This is a genomic window from Pseudomonas sp. Irchel 3A5 (genome assembly GCF_900187575.1).
In the GTDB taxonomy this organism is placed as follows: domain Bacteria; phylum Pseudomonadota; class Gammaproteobacteria; order Pseudomonadales; family Pseudomonadaceae; genus Aquipseudomonas; species Aquipseudomonas folii.
In genome coordinates this window covers 154,294-178,314 of sequence record NZ_FYDU01000005.1, presented here as the reverse complement: position 1 = coordinate 178,314, position 24,021 = coordinate 154,294, and the positions used below count along the sequence as shown (strand labels likewise).

23 protein-coding genes are annotated in these 24,021 nt (G+C 57.2%); 6 read left to right on the top strand and 17 right to left on the bottom strand.

Going from position 1 to position 24,021, the window contains the following annotated elements; translation table 11 throughout:
- Positions 1-161 precede the first annotated feature (161 nt).
- Entirely contained in the window at positions 162-1,154 is a 993-nt protein-coding gene (locus CKW31_RS09870) for a GntR family transcriptional regulator (protein WP_095094152.1), read from the top strand.
- A 203-nt stretch (positions 1,155-1,357) separates the two neighbouring features.
- Here CKW31_RS09870 and CKW31_RS09865 read toward each other — a convergent pair whose 3' ends face one another.
- From CKW31_RS09865 to CKW31_RS09850, 4 genes are read right to left on the bottom strand one after another with little or no spacing between them, the layout of a single operon-like run.
- Entirely contained in the window at positions 1,358-1,777 is a 420-nt protein-coding gene (locus CKW31_RS09865; RefSeq protein ID WP_095094151.1) for a group 1 truncated hemoglobin, read from the bottom strand.
- Positions 1,778-1,779: 2 nt separating this feature from the next.
- Positions 1,780-2,643: a DUF3034 family protein gene (locus tag CKW31_RS09860; RefSeq protein ID WP_095094150.1), complete on the bottom strand. Its 864-nt coding sequence runs from the start codon at positions 2,641-2,643 to the stop codon at positions 1,780-1,782.
- 3 nt (positions 2,644-2,646) lie between these two features.
- On the bottom strand, positions 2,647-4,998 hold the full coding sequence (locus CKW31_RS09855) for an EAL domain-containing protein (RefSeq protein WP_095094149.1): 2,352 nt from the start codon (positions 4,996-4,998) through the stop codon (positions 2,647-2,649).
- Positions 4,995-5,666 (bottom strand): methylamine utilization protein, encoded by a 672-nt coding sequence (locus CKW31_RS09850; RefSeq protein ID WP_095094148.1) that lies wholly within the window; start codon positions 5,664-5,666, stop codon positions 4,995-4,997. The genes CKW31_RS09855 and CKW31_RS09850 overlap by 4 nt, the downstream gene beginning before the upstream one ends.
- Before the next feature lie 267 nt (positions 5,667-5,933).
- On the opposite strand from CKW31_RS09850, the gene lon reads away from it, so the two are divergent.
- The 4 genes from lon to cmoB all read left to right on the top strand — a co-directional run bounded on the left by lon (position 5,934) and on the right by cmoB (position 10,722).
- Positions 5,934-8,354, top strand: a complete 2,421-nt coding sequence (lon, locus tag CKW31_RS09845) for an endopeptidase La (protein ID WP_095094147.1) — start codon at positions 5,934-5,936, stop codon at positions 8,352-8,354.
- Positions 8,355-8,538: 184 nt separating this feature from the next.
- A complete protein-coding gene (locus CKW31_RS09840; RefSeq protein ID WP_095094146.1) occupies positions 8,539-8,931 on the top strand; it encodes a protease inhibitor I42 family protein in 393 nt (130 codons plus the stop codon).
- A 91-nt stretch (positions 8,932-9,022) separates the two neighbouring features.
- Positions 9,023-9,766, top strand: a complete 744-nt coding sequence (cmoA, locus tag CKW31_RS09835) for a carboxy-S-adenosyl-L-methionine synthase CmoA (protein WP_087264956.1) — start codon at positions 9,023-9,025, stop codon at positions 9,764-9,766.
- On the top strand, positions 9,763-10,722 hold the full coding sequence (gene cmoB / locus CKW31_RS09830) for a tRNA 5-methoxyuridine(34)/uridine 5-oxyacetic acid(34) synthase CmoB (protein WP_095094145.1): 960 nt from the start codon (positions 9,763-9,765) through the stop codon (positions 10,720-10,722). The genes cmoA and cmoB overlap by 4 nt, the downstream gene beginning before the upstream one ends.
- A gap of 110 nt (positions 10,723-10,832) precedes the next feature.
- On the opposite strand, the gene pdxJ is transcribed toward cmoB, so the two are convergent.
- From pdxJ to rpoE, 11 genes are all read right to left on the bottom strand, one after another.
- Positions 10,833-11,579, bottom strand: coding sequence for a pyridoxine 5'-phosphate synthase (pdxJ, locus tag CKW31_RS09825; protein WP_095094144.1), 747 nt, complete (start codon positions 11,577-11,579; stop codon positions 10,833-10,835).
- Positions 11,580-11,629: 50 nt separating this feature from the next.
- Positions 11,630-12,316: a DNA repair protein RecO gene (gene recO / locus CKW31_RS09820; RefSeq protein WP_214658331.1), complete on the bottom strand. Its 687-nt coding sequence runs from the start codon at positions 12,314-12,316 to the stop codon at positions 11,630-11,632.
- Between the two features lie 77 nt (positions 12,317-12,393).
- Positions 12,394-13,296: a GTPase Era gene (gene era / locus CKW31_RS09815; RefSeq protein ID WP_095094143.1), complete on the bottom strand. Its 903-nt coding sequence runs from the start codon at positions 13,294-13,296 to the stop codon at positions 12,394-12,396.
- A complete protein-coding gene (rnc, locus tag CKW31_RS09810) occupies positions 13,289-13,978 on the bottom strand; it encodes a ribonuclease III (RefSeq protein WP_027899778.1) in 690 nt (229 codons plus the stop codon). The genes era and rnc overlap by 8 nt, the downstream gene beginning before the upstream one ends.
- Positions 13,975-14,352, bottom strand: coding sequence for a DUF4845 domain-containing protein (locus CKW31_RS09805; RefSeq protein WP_095094142.1), 378 nt, complete (start codon positions 14,350-14,352; stop codon positions 13,975-13,977). Before CKW31_RS09805 ends, rnc begins: the two co-directional genes overlap by 4 nt.
- 114 nt (positions 14,353-14,466) lie before the next feature.
- The gene (gene lepB, locus CKW31_RS09800) at positions 14,467-15,321 is read right to left on the bottom strand and encodes a signal peptidase I (RefSeq protein WP_027899776.1); all 855 of its coding nucleotides are present in this window, start codon (positions 15,319-15,321) and stop codon (positions 14,467-14,469) included.
- A 9-nt stretch (positions 15,322-15,330) separates the two neighbouring features.
- On the bottom strand, positions 15,331-17,127 hold the full coding sequence (gene lepA, locus CKW31_RS09795; protein ID WP_095094141.1) for a translation elongation factor 4: 1,797 nt from the start codon (positions 17,125-17,127) through the stop codon (positions 15,331-15,333).
- A 170-nt stretch (positions 17,128-17,297) separates the two neighbouring features.
- Positions 17,298-18,686, bottom strand: a complete 1,389-nt coding sequence (locus tag CKW31_RS09790; RefSeq protein WP_371856721.1) for a DegQ family serine endoprotease — start codon at positions 18,684-18,686, stop codon at positions 17,298-17,300.
- 349 nt (positions 18,687-19,035) lie between these two features.
- Positions 19,036-19,998, bottom strand: coding sequence for a MucB/RseB C-terminal domain-containing protein (locus CKW31_RS09785; RefSeq protein WP_095094139.1), 963 nt, complete (start codon positions 19,996-19,998; stop codon positions 19,036-19,038).
- Positions 19,999-20,006: 8 nt separating this feature from the next.
- On the bottom strand, positions 20,007-20,597 hold the full coding sequence (locus tag CKW31_RS09780) for a sigma-E factor negative regulatory protein (protein WP_095094138.1): 591 nt from the start codon (positions 20,595-20,597) through the stop codon (positions 20,007-20,009).
- 31 nt (positions 20,598-20,628) lie between these two features.
- Complete coding sequence (gene rpoE, locus CKW31_RS09775; protein ID WP_020288878.1) at positions 20,629-21,210, bottom strand: RNA polymerase sigma factor RpoE; 582 nt, start codon at positions 21,208-21,210, stop codon at positions 20,629-20,631.
- A 494-nt stretch (positions 21,211-21,704) separates the two neighbouring features.
- Here rpoE and nadB point away from each other — a divergent pair, with 494 nt between their 5' ends.
- On the top strand, positions 21,705-23,321 hold the full coding sequence (gene nadB / locus CKW31_RS09770; RefSeq protein WP_095094137.1) for an L-aspartate oxidase: 1,617 nt from the start codon (positions 21,705-21,707) through the stop codon (positions 23,319-23,321).
- Here the strand turns inward: nadB and CKW31_RS09765 are convergent.
- The gene (locus CKW31_RS09765) at positions 23,290-23,757 is read right to left on the bottom strand and encodes a protein YgfX (protein ID WP_095094136.1); all 468 of its coding nucleotides are present in this window, start codon (positions 23,755-23,757) and stop codon (positions 23,290-23,292) included. The two genes, nadB and CKW31_RS09765, sit on opposite strands and share 32 nt — an antisense overlap.
- Positions 23,741-23,995 (bottom strand): succinate dehydrogenase assembly factor 2, encoded by a 255-nt coding sequence (locus tag CKW31_RS09760; RefSeq protein WP_095094135.1) that lies wholly within the window; start codon positions 23,993-23,995, stop codon positions 23,741-23,743. Before CKW31_RS09760 ends, CKW31_RS09765 begins: the two co-directional genes overlap by 17 nt.
- Positions 23,996-24,021: the final 26 nt, after the last annotated feature.

The window sequence follows — 24,021 nt, the reverse complement described above, 5'->3', positions numbered from 1 at the left end:
CGTATCTTCATCGCAAAAAATGTACTTTTTATAAAAGATACGTTTAGGTGCACATTGGTAACAGTGAGCCCCATGAATGTGCATCGCACGTAGCCCGAGGTGACAAATGGACTTATGTGCGAGAATCCGCCGTCGATCATTTAGAGAAACTCAGGAAACCGATGTCAGGAGACGATTCGCGCACGGCTTCACGCTATGCCACGATCCGGCAGGTGTTACGCGACGCCATTGTCAGCGGGGCGGCGAGCACAGGCCTGGTACTGCTTGAAGCACCGCTTGCCGACCTTTTCGGCACCAGCCGAGTGCCGGTGCGCAAGGCGCTCAACCTGCTGCATGACGAGGGGCTGATCTGTCGGTTTGATGGCCGCGGGTATCTGGTCAATCCGGAAGGCAGGGAGGTTGAGCCACTGCGCCTGACCCTCAGTCATAAACAGTTTGGCCTGGATAGCAGTGAAGAGCTGGTGGATACCCGCCCGCTGGGCGAACGCATTTACGATGAAATCAGCGCGGCGCTTTCAAGCTGCATGGCCTTCGGGCATTACCGGCTGGACGAAAAAAGCGCCGCGCAGCATTACGGCGTCAGCCGCGCCGTGGTGCGTGAGGCGCTGATGCGTTTGCGTGATCGCGGGCTGGTGGAAAAGGAACCCTACTCGCAATGGCTGGCCGGCCCGCTGACAGCGCGCGAAGTGACTGAAGACTACGAGTTGCGTGCCTGCCTGGAGCCAGAGGCCTTGCGCCAGACAGCTCCGGGCCTGAGCCGCGAAACGCTGGAAGCCATGCTTGAGCGGGTCGTCCAGGCGCAAAACGCCGAACACTGCAGCCTTGAAGATATCGAGCGCATAGAGGAAGACCTGCACCAGCATTGCCTGGCCGACCTGCAGAATCGCAAGATTGCCACGCTGATTCGCCAAGGGCAAAGTCCGATGATTATCAGCCGGATCTTCTACCGACTACTGGGCATCGGTGCCGACGAGGCGATGCTGGCTGAACATCGCCTTATTATCGAACTGCTGCTGCACGGTGCGTTCGACGCCGCCGCACTGAACCTGAAGGAGCACTTGCTACGCGCACGGCAGCGCATGCTGCAACGCCTGAAAGTACTGTCGGTATTGCCGGAACAGGAAATGCCCGGGTATTTGACGCGGTTGAGTTGAGTTCAGTAAGCCGAGCGCTGACCCCTGGTGGGAGGTTTTACGTTTGCCTGCAAGCTTGATCTTGATCACGTAGGACCGGCTTTAGCCGGGAGAGCGGTATTTCTGCCGAAAGATATCCTGCGAATGTTCTTACGCCCTCCCGGCTAAAGCCGGTTCTACGGGGTTGCGTAGACCCTGTCGAAGCGGGGCTCGAAACTCCTGCACTACTTCTCGATCACTTCCCCGCGCATCGGCGCAAGCCGGGCTATCAAGCGATTCTGGTTTGGCACCGAAATACCTTCGGCGTCCATGGCCTTGATCAGATCTTCAACCAGCGCATTGAAATCACTGCGTGTCAGGTTCTGGCCCTTGTGGGACTCGGCCATGGTGTCACCGGTGTACTTACACGGGCCACCCGCTTCAACACACAACTGCTCAACCAGCTTGTCGCGCAGACGTACGATATCGATTTTCTTGAAGTGCTCGCCGATGCGCTCATCTTTTACTGCAATGATGAGCATGCCTTCAACAATGCGCTGAATCCCGGCGCGCTGTCCAAGGCCCTGATAGAGGCTGTCGTCTTTAGGCGGTTGTTGGGCACAACCGACCAGCAAAACAATCAGAAAAAAGCTGAGCAGACGCATATTCAGAAACTCCCCTGAATGGACAGATAAGCCCCGTTCTGGTTTTCCAGCGTCGCGATTTCTCCCAGCTTCGCGTAAGCAAGCACCACGGAGAGATGTTTGTTAGGGAAATAACCCACGAACAGATCAGCCCAATCACTCTCACCGGCGAACGACAGGTTGTCCGGTTTCTCACGATATTCCACACCAACAGCCCAGCGCGGGTTGAGCAGCACGGCGACCGAACCTTCCTTGAGCACGCTGCGTGTATCGCGACGATCACCGCCGAAACCCAGCAGGCCGGTTTCGTTGGCGCGGCTGTAACGTACGCCACCGTTGACCACCAGGTTGTAGCCGAACGCAGCCCCCATGAACAAGCGGCTGGCGGTCAGGTAGCCCTCGACATCCGCATCGCGTTTCGCGCCGATGAGGTTGGGGATCAGAAAATCATTCTGGTGTTTGTATTCAATCCCAAGGGAGACCTGCGGCAGGGTGTCGTAGATCAGGTCGCCGAACAGGCGCACTTTCAGGCCGAAGATGTCCTGAGTCAGGTTGTCTTCCGGCAAGCTCAGATCCTTCTGCAACGTGCCCAGGTCGAAGCGCTGGTGAGCGTAGGACAGTTCGACGCGGTTGCCGTAAGCGACCGACATGCCAGCTACATCGAGGGTGTAGTCCGGCAGGTCGACATGGGTTGCAAAAACGCTGGAGCCCCACTCGCCCTGCTCGCCATAGCCGGTCAGCACGGCCCACGGAATAATCCCGCCGCCTGCTGCACCCTCAATGCTCGATGCCCCGCCCGTGGCGATCAAACGTCCATTGTCAGCCTCTGCCAATTGCGTAAAGGCGCACAACGCACATCCCAGAAAAATCGAAAACTTATTATTCATAGCTCAATTAACCATCAGGCCAGGTGAGGACAGAGACTTGGCCATCCAGGCTTCGAAGGCGACTGCAGGCAACGGACGGCTGATCAGGTAGCCCTGAGCCGTGTCGCAGTGCCAACGCTCCAGTAACTTGAGACTGTGTTCGTATTCGACGCCCTCAGCGACCACCTTGAGCCCCAGGTTGTGGCTCATCTCGATAGTGGAACGCACGATCACCGCGTCCTCACTGGTTTCATCCAGGTTGCGAACGAATGACTGGTCGATTTTCAGCTCTTGCACAGGCATACGCTTCAGATGTGCCAGCGATGAATAGCCAGTTCCGAAATCATCCACCGACAGGCTGATACCAAGAGCGCGCAAGCGGTTAAGGACAACCAGTGCCTGAGTTGGCTCGCGCATGATGGCGCTTTCGGTAATTTCGAAAATGAGTTGTTCCGCTGGCACGCCGTATAACTTGAGCAGTTTCACGACTCGGTCCACGAGTTGGTCACCGTGCAGGTCATCGGCAGAGATATTGACCGACACCTGCAAGTGCAGGCCTCGCCTGCTCCATTCTGCCAACTGGCGCATGCACTCTTCGATGACCCAGTTGGTCAGCAACTGAATGCTACCCGTGCGCTCGGCCAGCACGATGAACTCGGCAGGCGAAACATTACCGAAATGCGGATGTGTCCAGCGCAACAAGGCTTCTGCCTGATGCACTGTCCCTTGGCGAATGTCCAGCTTGGGCTGGTAATGCAGCAACAGTTCGCCTTTCTTGGCGGCATGACGCAGGTCACGAATCAGGCTGATCTGACGCTGGTGGGCAAGATCACGACCGTCCTGATAGACCTGCAAGCGGCCTGGCAGATTCGCGGCATCCTGACGTGCGATCGCGGCGCGTTTAAGCAGTTCTTCAGAAGAATCGCCATGCTCGGGATAGCTGGCAATACCGATACTGCACTCCAGCGTTACGTCATGGTTATCCACATGCTGAGGCTGGCCCAGCAAGCGTTGCAGCTGGTCTGCTCGCCCCACTGCGCCATCACTGCCGGTCTGGTCCAGCAACAGCAGAAATTCATTGGCAGTCAGCCGCGCAAGGGTGTCGCCCGGCTGCAAGGTCTCCTGCAAGCGCTTGCCAATCTGCTGGAGCAGTTGATCAACACCGGCAGAACCACACGCGTCACTGATCTCCAGATAGTTATCGATACTCAAATACAGCAAGGTCATGGCACGTTGCGCGGCGATGGAGCTGCTCAGGCGCTCCATGGCAAGTGCCCGATTGGGCAAACCGGTCAACGGGTCATGCAGCGCATTGTGTGCCAGTTGATCTTCTCGAACCGCGATGCCTTGCTGCATCGTGTTGATAGCAACGGCCAACTGACCCAGCTCATCGCTGCGCGCCAGTGTTACGGGTGTCTTGTAATCACCCTCGCCAATACGTTTGGCTGCCTCGGCCAACGCCTGCACCGGCTGTGAAACACTGCGCGCCAGGCCCAGGGTGCCGATCAGCGAAGCCAGCAGCGCGACAATGGAAATCCAGAAGATTTTTTCGTCCAGCGGCGCGAACGCCAGCATGGCTTTATCCATCGGGCTTTGCAGCAGCGCGAACACTTGCTCCTGAGTCCCGTCGATGCTGTCCAGTACCATCGTCTGACTCAGGAAACTCAGGCCACTATGCTCGGTGGTGTGCATACGGTCTTCAGCAGGGTTGAGCATCAGCGCTATCAGGCTGTCATCCAGCTCTGCCGGTTGCGTGCTGATCAAGTGTCCAGGCTTCCCGTTCTCAACGGTAAGGAACGAAACTTCCAGGCCACTGAGCGAGCGCAGAGACTGGGCAAGCTCGGCGTCCATGCTGAACCCCATGACCACCCGGCCGATGGGCAGTGGCGCAAGGACAGTGCTTTCAACCAGGAGATGCGGCACCCCGCCGCCCGGGACTATCACCGTTGACTGACCTTTACGACGAGCATCGCGCAAGGTCTGGTCGAACGGGAATTTGCTGCCCTCAACAATTCCCGGCATGGTGCTAGCTACGACAGTGCCGTCCATGCCCAGCAGAAACATGTCGTTGGCATTGATCCGGCTGCCGTGATTGAGCAACACGGAGCGAATAGTCGATGCATCAGAACTGGCGACCGCATCGCGAAAGCCGAAGTCAGCCGAGACCAGTTGCACGCCGTCACGCAGACGCTTGCCACGCATGTCCATGACATCGGCAAACACACGCGTACCCACTTCCAGCTGAGTCTGGGCCTGGGATCTGACAGCATCCCCCGTCGCCGCCTTGACGGCGAGAAACACCGCGACGACTACAACCAGCAGCAATGCGATAAGTACGCAGGCAATTCGCGCCTGAAAGCTAGTGCGCAGGTTCATGGGTGAGCAGCTTTATGGAAGGCATCACCAAAGGCGTCAGGGGCAGCCCCGGCGGGTTTATCGTCAGCACTGGGCTCTACTTCCAGCTTGAAATCCTTGCTCAGCCCCGCCGCAGGAACATCAAACTCGCCACCGCTTGAGGGCTGCATATCGGGGGTCTTCGGGTGCCACACCGTTGCCGAATAATGCCCGGCGGGCATGTCGTCGAATTTGATCACGCCGTTGGCGTCGCTGACCGCGAACCAGGGTTGGTCGGTGACGAAGATATAACCCACCATCCAGTCATGAATGTTGCAGCCCAATACCACTACGCCTGGCTTGTCGAACAACAGCGGCTCGGACGGCGTGCCACCGTAAAGACGCAGTTCAAAACGCTTGGCCGGAGAAAAGGAATAAACCTGATGACGGATGTTGTCGCTGTTGGGGAATTTGACTTCAGTGTTGCTGTGCACGGCCAGGACACGCGGCACAAACTCCTGATCACGCTGGTCCATGTCGGCCTTGAGCACAACAGCACTCTTGCCCGGTGGCCCTTGCAGGGTCAGGACAGCGTTTGACAGGGGCTTGCCATCTTGATCGACTACACGAGCAGTCAGCGTGGCCGCCGAAGCAGCCACTGCGAAAGCCCAACAGCCGATCAAGACAAACAACGAAGCAAATTTATTCATAAGCTGAATCCACATCGGCAAAGCCGGATAAAACAACGCCAGCCTTGGCAATGAAGGGTCTCACTCGCAGAGTAGCTGCGGTCAGACAGAAGATCACGTATCGACAACAGGCATTTTGCCATCATCGATTTAATAATCGACGAAAGGTAGTTACGGTGCCCTGAATGGCTTGTTTTTCCTTCCTCTCAATAGGCTATCGACAGAACCCATTGAAACCTGAGCGCGACTGCCCCATCTAAGCACCATGTTCAATTGTGCAGGTGCCCCATGAGCGACCAGCAAGCAGACTCACAAGATTTGCCAGACGACGTAGAAGCAGCGCTGGAAGGAACGCTTAATTCAAGCGGCACGACGCTCGCTTTGCCTGGGCAGAACCTGCCGGACAAGGTCTATATCATCCCGATTCACAACCGCCCTTTCTTCCCGGCGCAGGTGTTGCCGGTGATCGTCAACGAAGAGCCCTGGGCTGAAACCCTGGAGCTGGTCAGCAAGTCCGACCACCACTCCCTGGCGCTGTTCTTCATGGACACGCCTCCTGAAGACCCCCGGCATTTCAACACCGGTGCCTTGCCGGAGTACGGCACACTGGTCAAGGTCCACCACGCCAGCCGTGAAAACGGCAAACTGCAATTCGTCGCCCAGGGCCTGAGCCGGGTCCGGATCAAGACCTGGCTAAAGCATCATCGCCCGCCGTACCTGGTGGAAGTCGAATACCCGCATCAGCCCAATGAGCCGACCGACGAGGTCAAGGCTTACGGCATGGCCTTGATCAACGCCATCAAGGAGTTGCTGCCGCTCAACCCGCTGTACAGCGAAGAGCTGAAAAACTACCTCAACCGCTTCAGCCCCAACGATCCGTCCCCGCTGACTGACTTCGCCGCAGCCCTGACTTCAGCGACCGGTGTCGAGTTGCAGCAGGTCCTCGACTGCGTGCCGATGCTTAAACGCATGGAAAAAGTCTTGCCCATGCTGCGCAAGGAAGTCGAAGTCGCGCGTCTGCAAAAGGAAATCTCCGCTGAGGTAAACCGCAAGATCGGTGAGCACCAGCGCGAGTTCTTCCTCAAGGAGCAGCTCAAGGTCATCCAGCAGGAGCTGGGCCTGAGTAAAGACGACCGCAGCGCCGACATCGAACAGTTCGAAGCCCGTCTGGAAGGCAAAACCTTGCCCGCACAGGCGCGCAAGCGTTTCGATGAAGAAATTAACAAACTGAAAGTGCTGGAAACCGGTTCCCCGGAATATGCGGTCACCCGTAACTATCTGGACTGGGCCAGCTCCGTCCCTTGGGGAGTTTTTGGCAAAGACAAACTGGATCTCAAGCACGCCCGTAAAGTGCTGGACCAACATCATGCAGGTCTGGACGACATCAAGACCCGGATCCTCGAATTCCTCGCGGTAGGGGCCTATAAAGGCGAGATCAGTGGTTCGATTGTCTTGCTGGTTGGCCCGCCGGGTGTCGGCAAGACCAGTGTCGGCCGCTCGATTGCCGAATCTCTCGGTAGGCCGTTCTATCGCTTCAGTGTTGGCGGCATGCGCGACGAGGCGGAGATCAAAGGCCACCGCCGCACCTACATTGGCGCACAACCCGGCAAGCTGGTGCAGGCGCTCAAGGATATGGAGGTCATGAACCCGGTCATCATGCTCGATGAAATCGACAAGATGGGCCAGAGCTTCCAGGGCGACCCGGCCTCAGCACTGCTGGAAACCCTCGATCCGGAGCAGAACGTCGAATTCCTCGATCATTACCTGGATTTGCGTCTGGATCTGTCGAAAGTGCTGTTCGTCTGCACCGCCAATACCCTGGACTCGATCCCCGGCCCGCTGCTGGACCGGATGGAAGTGATTCGCCTGTCGGGTTATATCACCGAAGAAAAAATGGCCATCGCCAAACGCCACCTGTGGCCCAAGCAACTGGAAAAAGCGGGCGTGTCCAAGGGCAGCCTGAGCATCAGCGACACAGCGTTGCGCTCGATCATTGAAGGTTATGCGCGAGAGGCCGGCGTACGACAGTTGGAGAAACAGCTGAGCAAAGTCGTGCGCAAGGCGGTGGTGAAGTTGATCGACGCGCCCAAGTCGGCCATCAAGGTTGGCCCGAAAGATCTGGAAGCCTCGCTGGGCATGCCGGTCTTTCGTAACGAGCAAGTACTGGCGGGCACCGGCGTTATCACCGGTCTGGCCTGGACCAGCATGGGCGGCGCGACCCTGCCGATTGAAGCAACGCGGATTCACACACTCAACCGTGGTTTCAAACTCACGGGGCAGTTGGGTGACGTGATGAAAGAGTCGGCAGAAATCGCTTACAGCTACGTCAGCTCGAACCTCAAGCAATTCGGCGGCGATCCGACTTTCTTCGACGAAGCGTTCGTGCATTTGCACGTTCCTGAAGGCGCTACGCCAAAAGATGGCCCGAGTGCAGGTGTGACCATGGCCAGCGCCCTGCTGTCTCTGGCCCGCAACCAGGCACCGAAGAAAGGCGTGGCGATGACTGGCGAACTGACGCTGACCGGGCATGTACTGCCGATTGGCGGCGTGCGAGAAAAAGTCATCGCGGCGCGTCGACAGAAGATCAATGAACTGATCCTGCCGGAGCCTAACCGGGGTAACTTCGAGGAGCTGCCGGACTATCTGAAGGAAGGGATTACCGTGCACTTCGCCAAGCGCTTTGCGGATGTGGCGAAGGTGTTGTTTTAACAGGTGATGATTTTCTTGTGGGAGCGGTGCTTGCCCGCGATAAGGCTGGACGCGATTCACTTCAGATCGCGTCCAGCCTTATCGCGGGCAAGCACCGCTCCCACAGAGGAGTACTAGCTAACTCTCTCCCAAACCCATAATTCATCGGTTATGCTCCGGTTTCGTATGAAAGACCGGAGCCACCATGCCCCCTGCCCGTCTGCTAGCCCTGCTAAGCCTGTCGCTGCTCACCGCCTGTGCGCAGCAACCCAGACACATTGTTACCCTCGAAGACCAAAGCGATTGCCCGCTACCGCTTAAAACGGGTCAGACGCTGATGCTGAGTTTGCCCAGCTCACCCACCACCGGCTATCGCTGGCAGGTCCAGGATGCTGCGCCCTCAATCCTGCGCAGTCTCGGCCCTGAGGTTTACGACAACTCAGGCGACAGGAATATGGTCGGCAGTGCTGGCCAATCAGTGTGGCGCTATCAGGCTTCAACCGCCGGAACCGGCCGCCTGCTGATGATTTATCAACAGCCATGGGCTCCGGAAGTACCACCGGAACAGACCTTCGATTGCACCATTACCGTCAACTGAACCGGTTTTGCTGCCGTTCGATGAGATGAGGTTTCAGCCGAGGCACGGATTTGGCTAAAATGCCGCACTTTTCAGCCCCGCCGGAACCATCGTGAGCAAAGAACCCGACCGCATTTTCGCCCAGCCCCTTGCCCAGGTGCCGGACTTCGCCTTCAACGAAGACGTGGTGCGGGTCTTCCCGGACATGATCAAGCGTTCGGTGCCCGGCTATCCGACAATTGTCGAAAACCTCGGCGTGCTCTCTGCGCAATTCGCTCAGCCCAACAGCGTGCTCTATGACCTGGGCAGTTCACTCGGCGCTGTCACTCAAGCCTTGCGCCGCCATGTGCGGGTCGAAGGCTGCAAAGTGATTGCGGTGGATAACTCGGCCGCCATGGTCGAGCGCTGCCGTGAATACCTGAATGCACAGGACTCAATGTTTCAGGAGTTGCTTCCGGTACAAGTGATTGATGGCGACATTCTGGCCCTTGAGTTTCAGCCTGCTTCGGTGGTCGCACTCAACTTCACCCTGCAATTCATCGCGCCTGAAGAGCGTCTGGCATTGCTGGGCCGTATTCGCCAGGCTCTGGTGCCGGGCGGGGCGCTGATTCTGTCTGAAAAGTTGCGCTTCAATGATGAGCAGGAACACACCTTGCTCACCGACCTGCACATCGCCTTCAAGCGTGCCAACGGCTACAGCGAGCTGGAAATCGCCCAGAAGCGCAGCGCCATCGAAAACGTGATGAAACCCGATAGCCTCGAAGAACACCGTCAACGCCTGCTCGACGCGGGCTTTTCCAAGGTGGTGCCGTGGTTCCAGTGCCTTAACTTCGCCTCATTGATTGCCCTGCCATGATTGATCTCGCCCCACTGGTCCGCCGTCTGGCGGGCACTCCTCTGGCTGAATGGGCCAACGGCCTGCAGGCTCAACTCGACACGAAAATGGCTAAAGGTCATGGCGATCTGGAGCGCTGGCAAGGTGCTCTGAATGCCCTGCCGGATTTGATACCGTCGCGTGTCGAACTCAAGGACAGCTTTACCCTTGAAGTTGATTGCGACGATGAGACTCGGACGCAAACACATGCGGCACTGATGGGTCTTTCACCATGGCGCAAAGGCCCGTTCGACGTATTCGGCGTGCACATTGATACCGAGTGGCGTTCAGACTGGAAGTGGTCACGTGTCTCGCCGCATCTGAACCTCAAGGGCAAGCGTGTGCTGGATGTGGGTTGCGGCAATGGTTACTACCAATGGCGGATGCTGGGGGCCGGCGCTGACAGCGTAATCGGTGTCGATCCGAACTGGCTGTTCTTCTGTCAGTTCCAGGCCATGCACAAATACCTGCCCGAGCTACCGGCGTGGCATCTGCCGTTTGCTCTGGAGGATTTGCCTCCGCGACTGGAGGGCTTCGACACGGTCTTTTCCATGGGCGTTTTGTATCACCGCAAGTCGCCGATTGATCACTTGCTGGCGCTCAAGGATTGTCTGGTCAAGGGCGGCGAACTGGTGCTCGAGACCATGGTGGTGGAAGGCGACGTGCATCAGGTGCTGGTCCCGGAAGACCGCTACTCGCAAATGCGTAACGTGTGGTTCCTGCCGTCGGTACCCGCGCTGGAACTATGGCTACGCCGCGCAGGCTTCGTTGACGTGCGTTGCGTGGATGTCAGCGTGACGACTGTTGAGGAACAACGCGGTACGGACTGGATGCGCTACCAGTCGCTGAGCGACTTCCTCGACCCGGCCGACCACAGCAAAACCGTGGAAGGCCTGCCAGCGCCGATGCGCGCGGTGATTGTGGGGCGTAAGCCGTAACACGAGAGCCCTGTTGGAGCGAGGCTTGCCCGCGAATCAGGCGCCACGGTGTCATGAACGTACCGCGCCATCGTTCTTCGCGGGCAAGCCTCGCTCCAACAAGCACCAACTCAGGCTTTGTGCGCCGCTGCCACAATCAACGCCTTCATCTCTGCCACTGCCGCCTTGAACCCCACAAACAGCGCATGTGCCACCAGCGCGTGGCCGATGTTCAGTTCGTTGATGCCCTTGATCGCCGCCACCGCTTCAACGTTGTGGTAATGCAGGCCGTGACCGGCATTGACGATCAAGCCTTCGCCCAATCCAAAAGCCACGCCATCAGCGATCCGCTGCAACTCTTCAGCGACTTCGGTGGGTGTTTGAGCGTCGGCGTAGCGGCCAGTGTGCAATTCGATGGCAGGTGCGCCTACACGCTTTGACGCGGCGATCTGCTGCTCATCGGCGTCGATGAACAGCGACACTTCACAGCCGATCTTGCTCAAGCGCTCAACTGCCGCCTTGATCCGGGCTTCTTGTCCGGCGACGTCCAGGCCACCCTCGGTGGTCAGCTCCTGACGTGTTTCAGGTACGAGGCAAACGTGAGCCGGACGAATGCGCTCGGCAAACGCCAGCATCTCTTCGGTGACGCCCATTTCGAAGTTCATGCGGGTCTGCAACACGTCCTTGAGCAGCAGGACATCACGCTCCTGAATGTGACGACGGTCTTCACGCAAATGCACGGTGATGCCATCGGCACCCGCCTCTTCAGCGTCCAGCGCGGCCTTGACCGGGTCTGGGTAGCGCGTACCGCGGGCCTGGCGCAAGGTGGCCACATGGTCGATGTTCACGCCGAGAAGGATGCGAGTGCTGTGAGTCACGGGTGTCTCCTGAAATATGATCGAAACAGGTCGGTGAGCATAAAGCCTGATTACGGCTTGCGAAACAGTTCGCGACTGACCAATGGGCGACCGCCCAGATGCACAGCCAGTGCCTGACGCATCAGTCGCTTGGCAGCGGACAAGGCGCCGGGAGCACTCCAGTCCGCCTCTGCCATGGCCAGCAGCTCGGTGCCGTTGAACAACCCGGGCTGTAACAGATACACCTGTTCAAGCCCCGCATCCACTTGCAGCCGATACATGCCATTGGCGTCCAGTGGTTCGCCATTGATGTCGACATCCAGCGCGAAGCCGTAGCCCAGATCATCCAACAGCCGCCATTCGAAGGAGCGCAGCAATGGCTCCAGTGGTCGGCCCTCTGCTAACGCCTGCAACGTTGCGGCATAGTGATCGAACACGGTGGGATGGGGATCTTCGGCAGGCAACAGGCGGATAAGCAATTCGTTGAGGTAGAGTCCACTGAACAGCGCATCACCCACCATCCAGCTGGCGACGCCTGAGCTTTCCATGCGCCCGACGTTTTTCAGCTCCCCACGGCCACGGAATTCCACTTCCAGCGGGACAAATGGCCGAGCCAATGTCCCCGCCTTGCCCCGGGCACTGCGCAGCACCGCACGCAACCTTCCTTGAGGCGTGAGGAAGTCCACCAGCGCGCTGTTTTCACGGTACGCCCGGCTGTGCAACACGTAAGCAGGTTGGCCGATTGGCACGCTGATCATTCAGGGCGGCTCGAGAGAAGCGAAGGCGTTCAGGCAATCCGGTACCGCCGCACGGGCAGTACCGGACAGATCAGGATTTACAGGTCGCCGTAGCCCAACGAACGCAGGGCGCGCTCGTCATCGGACCAGCCGCCTTTGACTTTGACCCAAAGGTTGAGCATGACCTTGGAGTCGAACAGCAACTCCATGTCGCGGCGCGCTTCAGTGCCGATTCGCTTGATGCGATCGCCCTTGTCGCCAATGATGATTTTCTTCTGACCGTCACGCTCAACGAGGATCAAGGCATGGATATGCAGGGTTTTCCCCTGCTGCTTGAACTCTTCGATTTCCACAGTGATCTGGTACGGCAGCTCGGCACCCAACTGACGCATGATCTTCTCACGAACCAGCTCGGCGGCCAGGAAGCGGCTGCTGCGGTCTGTGATCTGGTCTTCCGGGAAGAAGTGATCGTTTTCCGGCAGGTGCGAGGCAATCAGACTTTCAAGCGCTTCGAGGTTGTGGCCGTGTTGCGCAGAGATTGGCACGATGGATGCATTCGGCAACTGGCCTTGCAGCCACTCCAGATGCGGCATCAGCTCAGCTTTGTCTTCAATACGGTCGGTCTTGTTGATCGCGAGGATCAGTGGGCCCTGGACGTACTGCACACGTTCGAGAACCATCTGGTCTTCGTCAGTCCAACGGGTACGGTCAACCACGAAGATGACAACGTCCACGTCTTTCAAGGCCGCAGAAGCCGTTTTGTTCATGTAGCGATTGAGCGCTTTCTCGCCATTTTTGTGCATGCCCGGTGTATCGACGTAGATGGCCTGCACAGCGCCTTCGGTCTTGATACCCAGCATGTTGTGGCGAGTGGTCTGCGGCTTGCGCGAAGTGATCGCCAGTTTCTGACCGAGGATGTGGTTGAGCAGCGTGGATTTGCCTACGTTCGGGCGGCCGACGATGGCAACGTAGCCACAGCGTGTTGCGGTTGAATCAGTCATGGCCGTTCTCCACGCCAAGGGCAATAAGTGCTGCGGCCGCTGCTACCTGTTCGGCAATACGACGGCTGACACCCTGACCCCGGCTTTTTTCATTCAATAAGGTGATCTCGCATTCGACGAAAAATGTCCGGCAATGCGGTTCGCCCTGGATATCCACCACTTCGTAACGTGGCAGTTCGCAGGCACGCGACTGCAGAAATTCCTGCAATCGGGTTTTTGGATCTTTGTTGGTGTCGACCAGCGTCAGGCTGTCGAACTCTGTGGTCAGCCAGGCCAACACGCGTTCGCGCGCCATCTCCATGCCTGCGTCCAGATAAATCGCACCAATCAGCGCCTCAAGGGCGTCGGCCAGAATCGACTCACGACGGAAACCGCCGCTCTTCAATTCGCCAGAGCCAAGGCGCAGGTATTCACCCAGGTCAAAACCGCGAGCCAGCAAGGCCAGGGTTTCGCCTTTCACCAGACGCGCTCGCAGACGCGACAACTGGCCTTCGCGCGCTTGCGGGAAGCGATCAAACAGCGCCTCACCCGCTACGAAGTTAAGAATGGCATCACCCAGGAACTCCAGACGCTCGTTATTGCGCCCGGCGAAACTACGGTGAGTCAGGGCAAGGACCATCAGTTCCTGATCCTTGAAGGTATAGCCGAGCTGACGCTCAAGGCGACTCAAGGATACGCTCACGGTTTGCCCACGCTTAAGGTGTCGTCGAACATCACCACCATATCGATGTTCCGGATCAGTGGTTCACGTTGTTCATATTTCAAATGGGCAACGAATCTGTTGTTCACTACCGTCACGCTTAACGCCTTGTTCAAATCCACATCCCGAATACTGTTGACCTGCATGTTCTTCCCGACATAGCTGTAAAACTCGCTGACCGTACTGATTTCCAGAGCAGGGTTGCTGTCGACCGCATTGATGATTTTTTTCATCGCCCTGTTATCGAGGTAATGCGGGACCAGCTTGAATGCCACACTCAGTGCGAAAATCCCCAGTGCTACCGCCAGCAATACTCCTGTAAGCGACCATCCCTTTTGCGAACTGGCGAACGTCATGTACGACTCCAAGGATAGCTCGTCATCGCACTCGCAGACGTTCCCACCAGTCGCAGCACATTTTCGAGCAAGCCCAAATGACATACGGCGCTGTAGAACACAGCGCCGTATTGATTACTTTATCAACCCTACTCGTGAGAAGTTAGGGAAGTGACTCAGTTTTGGCTCAGGCCAGCTCATCCATACGGCAAAGGCCTTGCCGACGATGTTCTTGTCCGGAACCATACCCAACTCATCCTTGGGAATGTTGGGATCATCCCAGTAGCGGCTGTCGTTGGAGTTGTCGCGGTTGTCACCCATCATGAAGTAATGGCCGGCCGGCACTGTCCACTCGTGGTCAGGCTGCGCACGGTAGCGAGTCATTTCCTGACGGATCTGATGCTCCACTTCACCCAGCTTTTCGCTGTACAGCTCGGCACTGCCCAGAGTCCCGGGCTCGGTACCGATCAGTTGCTTGGCGACCAGCTCGCCATTGATGAACAGCTTCTTGTCACCGGTGTAGCGAATCCGGTCACCCGGCAAACCGATTACACGCTTGATGTAATTGACGCTCGGATCACTTGGGTAGCGGAACACCATGACGTCGCCGTGTTTCGGCTCGCCAATTGAAATCACTTTCTCATCGATGACCGGCAAGCGAATCCCGTAGGAAAACTTGTTTACCAGGATGAAATCACCTACCCGCAGCGTCGGAATCATCGACCCGGAAGGTATCTGAAACGGCTCGACCAGAAATGAACGCAGCACCAGGACGATGAACAGTACCGGGAAGAACGATTTGCCGTACTCAACCAGCAACGGTTCCTTGTTCAGGCGCTCTACCACCGCAACATCCGGCTGGCTGACACTGCCCTGATACGTTGTGATGGCTGTCCGGCGACGAGGTGCCAGGATGACCAGATCGAGCAACGCCAGCAAACCGCAGACGAATACAGCAATGACCAGCAACAGCGGGAAATTTAGTGACATAGGACCTGACTATTCCAACCTGAGCACTGCAAGGAAAGCTTCTTGTGGAATTTCCACGTTGCCGACCTGCTTCATGCGTTTCTTACCGGCCTTTTGCTTCTCGAGCAATTTACGTTTCCGGCTCACGTCGCCGCCGTAACATTTGGCCAATACGTTCTTTCTGAGTGCCTTGACGGTCGTACGCGCAATGATCTGACCACCAATGGCAGCCTGAATCGCTACGTCGAACATCTGCCGAGGAATCAGCTCTTTCATTTTTTCGGTCAACGCACGGCCTTTATAAGCCGCATTGTCACGGTGCACGATCAGCGCCAGTGCATCGACCTTCTCGGCGTTGATCAGCACGTCCAGCTTCACCAGATTCGCCGACTGATAACGGTCGAAATGGTAATCCAGCGATGCATAACCACGGCTTACCGATTTAAGACGGTCGAAGAAGTCGAGAACCACTTCATTCATCGGCAAATCGTAAGTCACTTGCACCTGGGTACCGAGGAACAGCATGTCGTGCTGCACACCGCGTTTCTCGATACACAGCGTAATGACGTTACCGAGGTGCTCCTGCGGCACAAGAATATTTGCCCGAACGATAGGTTCGCGCATGTCTTCGACAGCCGAAAGGTCTGGAAGCTTGGACGGGTTATCGACGTAAATCGTTTCGCCGGTCTTCAGCAACAGCTCAAAGATAACAGTCGGTGCCGTGGTGATCAGGTCCAGATCGTACTCACGCTCCAGACGCTCCTGGATGATCTCCATGTGCAGCATGCCGAGGAAGCCGCAACGGAAGCCGAAGCCCAGTGCGTCAGAGCTTTCTGGCGAGTACTGCAAGGAAGAGTCGTTCAGCGTCAGCTTTTGCAGCGCTTCGCGGAAGTCTTCGAAGTCGTCGGAGCTGACCGGGAACAGACCGGCGTAAACCTGCGGCTGAATGCGTTTGAAACCCGGCAGGACTTCAACATCAGGCGTAGTGCTCAGGGTCAGCGTGTCACCAACCGGCGCGCCGTGAATGTCCTTGATGCCGGCGATGATGAAGCCTACTTCGCCGGCTTTCAGATCAACAGTGGCTGTGTGCTTGGGGGTAAACACACCCACGCTGTCGACCAGGTGCAACTTGCCGGTGGACTTCACGAGGATCTTGTCACCCTTCTTCACCCGGCCGTGACGGACACGCACCAGGGAGACAACGCCCAGGTAGTTGTCGAACCACGAGTCGATGATCAACGCCTGCAGCGGATCTTCGATGTTGCCGGTAGGCGCAGGGATGGTGTGAACCAGACGCTCCAGTACCTCATCGACGCCCATGCCGCTCTTGGCGCTGCACGCCACGGCATCGGTGGCATCAATGCCGATGATCTTCTCGATTTCGTCCTTGACGCGGTCCGGATCGGCCTGCGGCAAGTCCATCTTGTTCAACACCGGCATGACCTCAAGGCCCTGCTCGATGGCGGTGTAGCAGTTGGCAACAGACTGCGCCTCAACGCCTTGACCGGCATCCACAACCAGCAACGCACCTTCGCACGCGGCCAGGGAACGGCTGACTTCGTAGGTGAAGTCAACGTGGCCCGGGGTGTCGATGAAGTTCAACTGGTAGGTTTTACCGTCATTGGCCTTGTAGTGCAGCGTAACGCTGTGGGCCTTGATGGTGATCCCGCGCTCACGCTCGAGATCCATGGAGTCAAGTACCTGAGCTTCCATTTCGCGCTCGGACAGGCCGCCGCACATTTGAATGAAGCGGTCGGCCAGCGTCGACTTGCCATGGTCAATGTGGGCGATGATGGAGAAATTACGGATATGACTCAAATCACTCACGGATCAACACTCAAAAAGGTTGCAGGCAGATTGCCCGCCGAAAAATAGCCGGGAATTGTACCTGAACTAACGCTTGGGCGTCACGTTCAGCGGCGACAGGATCAACATTAGAGCGCACGCCGCGCACAAAAAAGGGCGGTAAGCACCGCCCTTTTCGCTGATCGTCCCGACTATTCAGCCAGCTTGAAGGTGATGAAGCTTGCACGGCCCTGACGCAGTACGCGCATGGAGACCGAGCGATTCTTTGGCAAGCCTTTGGCTATTTCGGTGAAGTTCTTCGCCGAGCTGATTGCCTGGTTGTTCAAGTGAGTGATCACATCGCCAGCTTGCAAGCCGATGAGAGCAGCCGGACCGTCGGTCACTTCCTTGATGACTACACCACCCTTGAGCTCAAGGGTCTTCTGTTGCTCAGCAGTGAGATCCGCGACCGATACACCCAGGCGATTACTGCTGCGCTCGGCACCGGCAGCATCTCCAGCGCCCATTTCCTGACCTTCGTCAGGCAAGGCACCCACAGTGACGCTCAGGGTCTGACGCTTACCGTCACGAATAATGCCCAGCTCCGCCTTGCTGCCATCCTTGAGGTTGCCAATCAGGTGCGGCAAATCAGCCGACATCACGATAGGCGTGCCGTTGGCAGTCAGGATAACGTCACCGACCTGCAGGCCACCCTTCGCAGCCGGACCATTGTCGAGCACTTGCGCAACCAGCGCCCCGGCAGGCTTGTCCAGGCCGAACGATTCAGCCAGGTCTTTGTTGACCTCTTGAATCACAACCCCCAGCCAGCCACGGTTTACCTTGCCGCTAGCCTTGATCTGATTGGCGACATCCAGCGCTACATCAATAGGGATTGCGAACGACAGCCCCATGAAGCCACCGGAGCGAGTGAAAATCTGCGAGTTGATACCGACCACTTCGCCCGCCATGTTGAACAGCGGCCCACCGGAGTTGCCCGGGTTGATCGCCACGTCAGTCTGGATGAACGGCACATACGTGTCGTTAGGCAGACTACGGCCCTTGGCGCTGACGATACCTTTGGTCACAGAATGGTCAAAGCCGAAAGGCGAACCGATCGCCAGCACCCACTCGCCGACTTTCAATTTCTCGGAGTTGCCGAGTTTGACGGTAGGCAGGTCCTTGCCTTCGATCTTCAATACCGCCACGTCAGTGCGTGGATCAGTTCCAACCAGCTTGGCCTTCAGCTCGCTGCGGTCGGACAGACGAACCAGAATCTCATCGGCTCCGTCGATCACGTGGTTATTGGTCAGCACATAGCCATCAGCCGAGATGATGAACCCCGAGCCCAGAGATTGCGCCTCACGCTGACGATCTCCACGACCCGAACCAGGCGGACGGGAGCCAGGCGGCACGCTGCGCTCAAGAAACTCGCGCAGCATCGGCGGCAGACCTTCAAGGTCAGGCATTTGGTTCTGGGCAACGGAGCGCTCCGGCATTTTCTGCCGGGTACTGATATTCACAACGGCCGGGGAGGCTTGCTCTACAAGCGAGGTAAAGTCCGGCAGCGACTCGGCCTGAGCGGAGACGACTTGCCCAAGCATCAGCACGGCAGCAAATAGTGAAAGATAGGATTTCAAGCTTGGTATAGACATACGGCTCCCGTTCACAACGAGCAAAGTTAAGCAGTACAGACCGAGGGGCCCAATGGGCCCACGGCCATGGCACTCGACCGAGTGCATATTTCCAGCAGCCATTTCCCTGACCCGGAAACAACAAAGGCCAGAGCTGCAAGGCTGTGACCTATAGGAAAAAACGAGAGTTTTTGCAACCTGGAAACCTCACCAAACATTTCGGCGAACTGACCAGAAGGCCTGCAAAGTCTTGCTCTGCGGCTTTCCGGGCCCAAGATGAAACCTTCTACATCTTGGGCCCGGACCATCATTTTACGACCTACTTCTTGCTGGCTTGCAAGTCGGTACTGCGAAGCGAAAGCGCAACTCGCTCAGCGGTTCCGATGGGCACTTCACCGACCACCGTCACTAACACATCGCCTTTAGGCGTGGTCAGTCGACGGGACACAGCAACCGTAGGCCCAAGCTGGGTACGCGTATCAGTCACCGCTGCACCGCTGATTGGTTCGACGAAAACCGAGAATCTGGCAATACCGTCGTCATACATCAGGTTGCTGACCTGGACACTGGTAGCCGAATCCTTGCGAACTGCACTGCTGCTGAGCTCAAAACCAGGCGGCATCCATTCCAGATGCCAAGGTGCCGGTTTTTTAGAGGTTTCAGGCCTGGACTTGGCAACATCCACTGCTTTGCAATCAGCACTGGCTTGCAATGCCTGATCACCGGGGATGCTCGTAGTGTCGAATTCAGTGAACTGGAAACGTTCCAACAACTGCCCTTTCTCGCTCAACAACAGCGATTTAAGGGGCAAGCCGGTTTCATCGTCGAGGTGTAGCTCGATGCCATATCGATGCTGATCTTTGGGGGTCAGGGCAATGATTTTCGCCGCGCGACCCGCAACACGCGAGGTACCCACGACTTTCATGTCGTACCAGGCGGCGAGCTTTTTGACATCGTATGCATGAACTGCAGAATCGGGGACATTAGACACTCCAGCTTCGAGAGTGCCGCTGACGCATTGGGTGACCCCGTCAACGCGCAACACTTCCTGAGCAGAACCGTCCAATTGAAGCAAACGCTCACGAACCTTGCCATCAGTTACCCGATGCCAGATTCGGTGAGTGGAGAAACTACCGTTTCGTTCGTAAACGAAGGTACCTTGAAAGCTTTGCTGCTGCTCAGCCTGCGCAAGACGCTTTAGCGAGTCTTGCGCGTCATCGGCATGAGCGGGGAGGACAAGCCATCCACCAAGCAACAAAGGCAATAGAGGGATGGCGCGCATGATCCTCCTTAACGGTTTTCCAGGCTTGCCGCACGTGCGTAAGGCAGAGCGCTTTCAGTGCCTTTCAACGCAGCTTGCTGAGCATGTTGACGCAGGTAACCTGGCAGACGTTGATCCTGTCCAGCCTGACCTTGCAAAACACCATTGACCATCGGACCTTGGGCAGGCTCGCTGCTTTCAGTGTAGCCAGCCAGTACGGCCGGACCCTTCACTTGCGGAACAGACAGGCTGGCAGGCTGCGGAGCCTGTTGCGCCAACTGTGCACCAGCGATGTCATCCTGGTTGTACAGGCGAACACCCGCCAGTACCGCTACGGTAACCGAGGCTGCAACTGCCAGACGACCCAGGCTACGCCATGGACCACGAGCAGCTTTCAACGGGCTGACTTCATCGGCGATCGCGGCAGACACTGCAGCCGTGATATCCAAGTGAGGCATCAACAGCTCTTTGTGCATCGCTGCACGAGCAATCTGATAACGCGACCATGTGGCACGTGTATCCGCATCGTCAATGGCATTCAGTACCCGACGTAATTCCAGTTCGTCCGCTTCGTTATCCATCACTGCGGACAGCGATTCCTGCAGGGCTTCACGACTCATGGCGGTTCCTCTCTTGGCTATCGCCGCTGTCTCAGGATTCCTGCAACAACGGCTGCAGGGCTTTATCGATGGCTTCCCGAGCGCGGAAAATCCGAGAACGCACGGTACCCACCGGACATTGCATGACGCTGGCAATGTCTTCGTAACTCAGACCGTCGAACTCACGTAAAGTTAGGGCAGTACGCAAATCTTCCGGGAGAAGCTGGATAGTTCGATGGACAGTTCCCTCGATCTCATCCCTTAACAATGCACGCTCCGGCGACTCGATGTCCTTGAGGCCGTGATCGCCATCGTAGAACTCCGCGTCTTCAGACCTTACATCGCTATCTGGTGGTCGCCGACCGCGCGACACCAGATAGTTCTTCGCCGTGTTGATGGCGATGCGGTACAGCCAAGTATAAAAGGCGCTGTCACCGCGAAAGTTTCCGAGCGCACGATAAGCCTTGATAAAAGCTTCCTGCGCTACGTCTTGAGCTTCATGGGTGTCGTGCACGAATCGCACGATCAACCCGAGAATCTTGTGCTGATACTTCAGCACCAACAGATCAAAAGCTCGCTTGTCGCCGCGCTGAACGCGTTCGACAAGCTGCTGATCTTCTTCCTGGGTTAGCATGAACACTCCTCATAAAGCTTGAAGGAGCGCTGTACCAGCCAGTCTGTCGGCTTGCATACATAGACTCGGGCTTCTCGCAAAAGTTCTCCCCTCCAGGCAAGTTTCCTGTGGACGCTCAATGGTCCGCACGGAAAAACGCAGCTCGAACCAGGTCGGCTGCGCGAATAATCTAGTCGTCGAATTCGCTGGTGATAGCTTGATAAGCCCACTCAAAGCCGACGCCGTCCCTCTACAGGCAACCAGCTATTGAACCCGGACCACCCTAAAAAGTTCCCGAAGTCCGATAGCAGCTGTGAGACCAATAACACTCCGTACGTAGGAAGATAGCCGCAGTATTGCGCAATCTACGACCCAACTGACGCTAACAGTATGCATTCAGACACGGACTGCATCACAATCCGAGCCCTTCATAGTTCCACATTGCCATAAAGGCGCGGCTATTGTGCCGCTACACCCTTACTTATACTAGTGGCCGCAGCGTGCGGAGTTCATAGATGAGCCAACATTTTCAACACGACGTACTAGTGATCGGCAGCGGCGCAGCAGGCTTGAGCCTCGCACTGACATTGCCCGCTCATCTAAGCATTGCGGTTCTGAGCAAAGGTGAGCTGGCCAATGGCTCTACATTCTGGGCTCAGGGTGGCGTTGCGGCGGTTCTCGATCAAAGCGACACGGTGCAGTCCCATGTAGAAGACACGCTCGATGCAGGCGGCGGACTGTGCAATGAAGACGCCGTGCGTTTTACCGTCGAACACAGTCGCGAAGCGATTCAATGGCTCATCGATCAAGGCGTACCCTTCACCCGCGAAGATCATTCAAGCCCCGAAGACAGCGGTTTTGAATTCCATCTGACCCGCGAAGGCGGTCACAGTCATCGGCGCATCATTCACGCGGCGGATGCTACCGGCGCAGCAATTTTCACGACGCTGCTGGAACAGGCCAGATCACGGCCAAATATCGAGTTGCTGGAACAAAAGGTCGCCATCGACTTGATCACTGAACGCCGTCTTGGCCTGGACGGACAACGCTGCCTGGGCGCTTACGTACTTAATCGCAGCAGCGGTGAAGTCGACACTTATGGCGCACGCTTCACTGTCCTGGCCTCCGGCGGCGCAGCCAAAGTCTACCTCTACACCAGTAACCCGGATGGCGCGTGCGGTGATGGCATCGCCATGGCCTGGCGATCAGGTTGCCGGGTAGCCAATCTGGAATTCAACCAGTTTCACCCCACTTGCCTCTATCACCCACAGGCCAAAAGCTTCCTGGTGACTGAAGCCCTTCGCGGTGAAGGCGCCTACCTCAGACTGCCCAACGGCGAACGCTTCATGCAGCGCTTCGACCCCCGTGCCGAATTGGCCCCTCGAGACATCGTTGCCCGCGCCATTGACCACGAAATGAAGCGTCTGGGCATTGATTGCGTCTACCTGGACATCAGCCATAAGCCTGAGGCTTTCATCAAGAGCCATTTCCCGACAGTTTATGAGCGCTGCCTGGAGTTCGCCATCGACATCACCCGCCAGCCGATTCCTGTGGTACCTGCCGCGCATTACACCTGTGGCGGCGTGGTGGTGGACTCTCGCGGGCGCACCGACGTGCCTAATCTGTATGCCATTGGCGAAACCAGCTGTACTGGTCTGCACGGTGCCAACCGCATGGCAAGCAACTCGCTGCTTGAGTGCTTCGTCTATGCCCGCTCGGCGGCAGCAGACATTCTTGAACAACTGCCACAGATCCCGGAAGTCGCGCCTTTGCCGATGTGGGATGCCAGTCAGGTGACCGACTCCGATGAAGACGTCATCATCGCCCACAACTGGGACGAGCTGCGTCGCTTCATGTGGGACTACGTGGGGATCGTGCGGACCAATAAACGTTTGCAGCGCGCCCAACACCGGGTGCGCCTGCTGCTTGATGAAATCGATGAGTTCTACAGCAACTACAAAGTCAGCAGAGACCTGATTGAACTGAGGAACCTTGCTCAGGTAGCGGAACTGATGATCAGGTCAGCCATGGAGCGCAAAGAGTCTCGCGGCCTGCACTACACGCTGGACTATCCGGACATGCTGCCTGAAGCGCTCGACACTATTCTGGTGCCGCCCACCTACGTCGGCTGAACTTCAGTCGTAGTCGCAGACGCCGGTGAACATCCGACTCCATGGCGTCGCGAGGGATACACAGACCGCGCGTCATACGCCATCTGCTGCGACTTTCACCCGCAAGGCGAAAGCGCAGCACGACCATCAGAGGCAGCGCCATGCTGTCGCGACACAACTGCACGGGCTGCCAGCCGTGGCGCTGACTCCACAACTGCCAGCCTTCGGCATTGCGCCGCAGCCCGGTAAAGGCAGTGGAACGACTCAGCAGAATTGAGCCGGGTAACACGCAGATGCCTTGCGCTACACACAAAATAAGGCCGAGAACCAACGCCCAACCTGGGACTGCGAGCATATAAAGCGAGATCAGCGCCAGAAGTTGCGCAACCCCATACGCCACCAGCAGTGCCCGTGAGGCATGCCAGTGGCATTCAAAACGGTCACTTTGGCTGGACACGATCCAGAATCATGCGAACCATGCGCTGCAGCTCTGCATCTTCGGATTCGGCACGCTGCATGAACCAGCCAAACATGTCCTGATCTTCACAGGTCAACAGGCGGCGATACAGATCGCGGTCGACATCATTGAGCGTCGGGTAAACTTCCCGGACAAACGGTACCAGCAGCACATCCAGTTCAAGCATGCCACGGCGGCTGTGCCAGTAAAGGCGGTTGAGTTCGACGTCTTCGACCATGGAGCGCTCCTCAAAATAGGCGGCGA

Coding starts and splice junctions, on each gene's coding strand:
- CKW31_RS09870 (WP_095094152.1), top strand. CDS start 162: ATGTCAGGAGACGATTCGCGCACGGCTTCACGCTATGCCACGATCCGG.
- CKW31_RS09865 (WP_095094151.1), bottom strand. CDS start 1,777: ATGCGTCTGCTCAGCTTTTTTCTGATTGTTTTGCTGGTCGGTTGTGCC.
- CKW31_RS09860 (WP_095094150.1), bottom strand. CDS start 2,643: ATGAATAATAAGTTTTCGATTTTTCTGGGATGTGCGTTGTGCGCCTTT.
- CKW31_RS09855 (WP_095094149.1), bottom strand. CDS start 4,998: ATGAACCTGCGCACTAGCTTTCAGGCGCGAATTGCCTGCGTACTTATC.
- CKW31_RS09850 (WP_095094148.1), bottom strand. CDS start 5,666: ATGAATAAATTTGCTTCGTTGTTTGTCTTGATCGGCTGTTGGGCTTTC.
- lon (WP_095094147.1), top strand. CDS start 5,934: ATGAGCGACCAGCAAGCAGACTCACAAGATTTGCCAGACGACGTAGAA.
- CKW31_RS09840 (WP_095094146.1), top strand. CDS start 8,539: ATGCCCCCTGCCCGTCTGCTAGCCCTGCTAAGCCTGTCGCTGCTCACC.
- cmoB (WP_095094145.1), top strand. CDS start 9,763: ATGATTGATCTCGCCCCACTGGTCCGCCGTCTGGCGGGCACTCCTCTG.
- recO (WP_214658331.1), bottom strand. CDS start 12,316: ATGATCAGCGTGCCAATCGGCCAACCTGCTTACGTGTTGCACAGCCGG.
- era (WP_095094143.1), bottom strand. CDS start 13,296: ATGACTGATTCAACCGCAACACGCTGTGGCTACGTTGCCATCGTCGGC.
- CKW31_RS09805 (WP_095094142.1), bottom strand. CDS start 14,352: ATGACGTTCGCCAGTTCGCAAAAGGGATGGTCGCTTACAGGAGTATTG.
- lepB (WP_027899776.1), bottom strand. CDS start 15,321: ATGTCACTAAATTTCCCGCTGTTGCTGGTCATTGCTGTATTCGTCTGC.
- CKW31_RS09790 (WP_371856721.1), bottom strand. CDS start 18,686: ATGCTTGGGCAAGTCGTCTCCGCTCAGGCCGAGTCGCTGCCGGACTTT.
- CKW31_RS09785 (WP_095094139.1), bottom strand. CDS start 19,998: ATGCGCGCCATCCCTCTATTGCCTTTGTTGCTTGGTGGATGGCTTGTC.
- CKW31_RS09780 (WP_095094138.1), bottom strand. CDS start 20,597: ATGAGTCGTGAAGCCCTGCAGGAATCGCTGTCCGCAGTGATGGATAAC.
- rpoE (WP_020288878.1), bottom strand. CDS start 21,210: ATGCTAACCCAGGAAGAAGATCAGCAGCTTGTCGAACGCGTTCAGCGC.
- nadB (WP_095094137.1), top strand. CDS start 21,705: ATGAGCCAACATTTTCAACACGACGTACTAGTGATCGGCAGCGGCGCA.
- CKW31_RS09760 (WP_095094135.1), bottom strand. CDS start 23,995: ATGGTCGAAGACGTCGAACTCAACCGCCTTTACTGGCACAGCCGCCGT.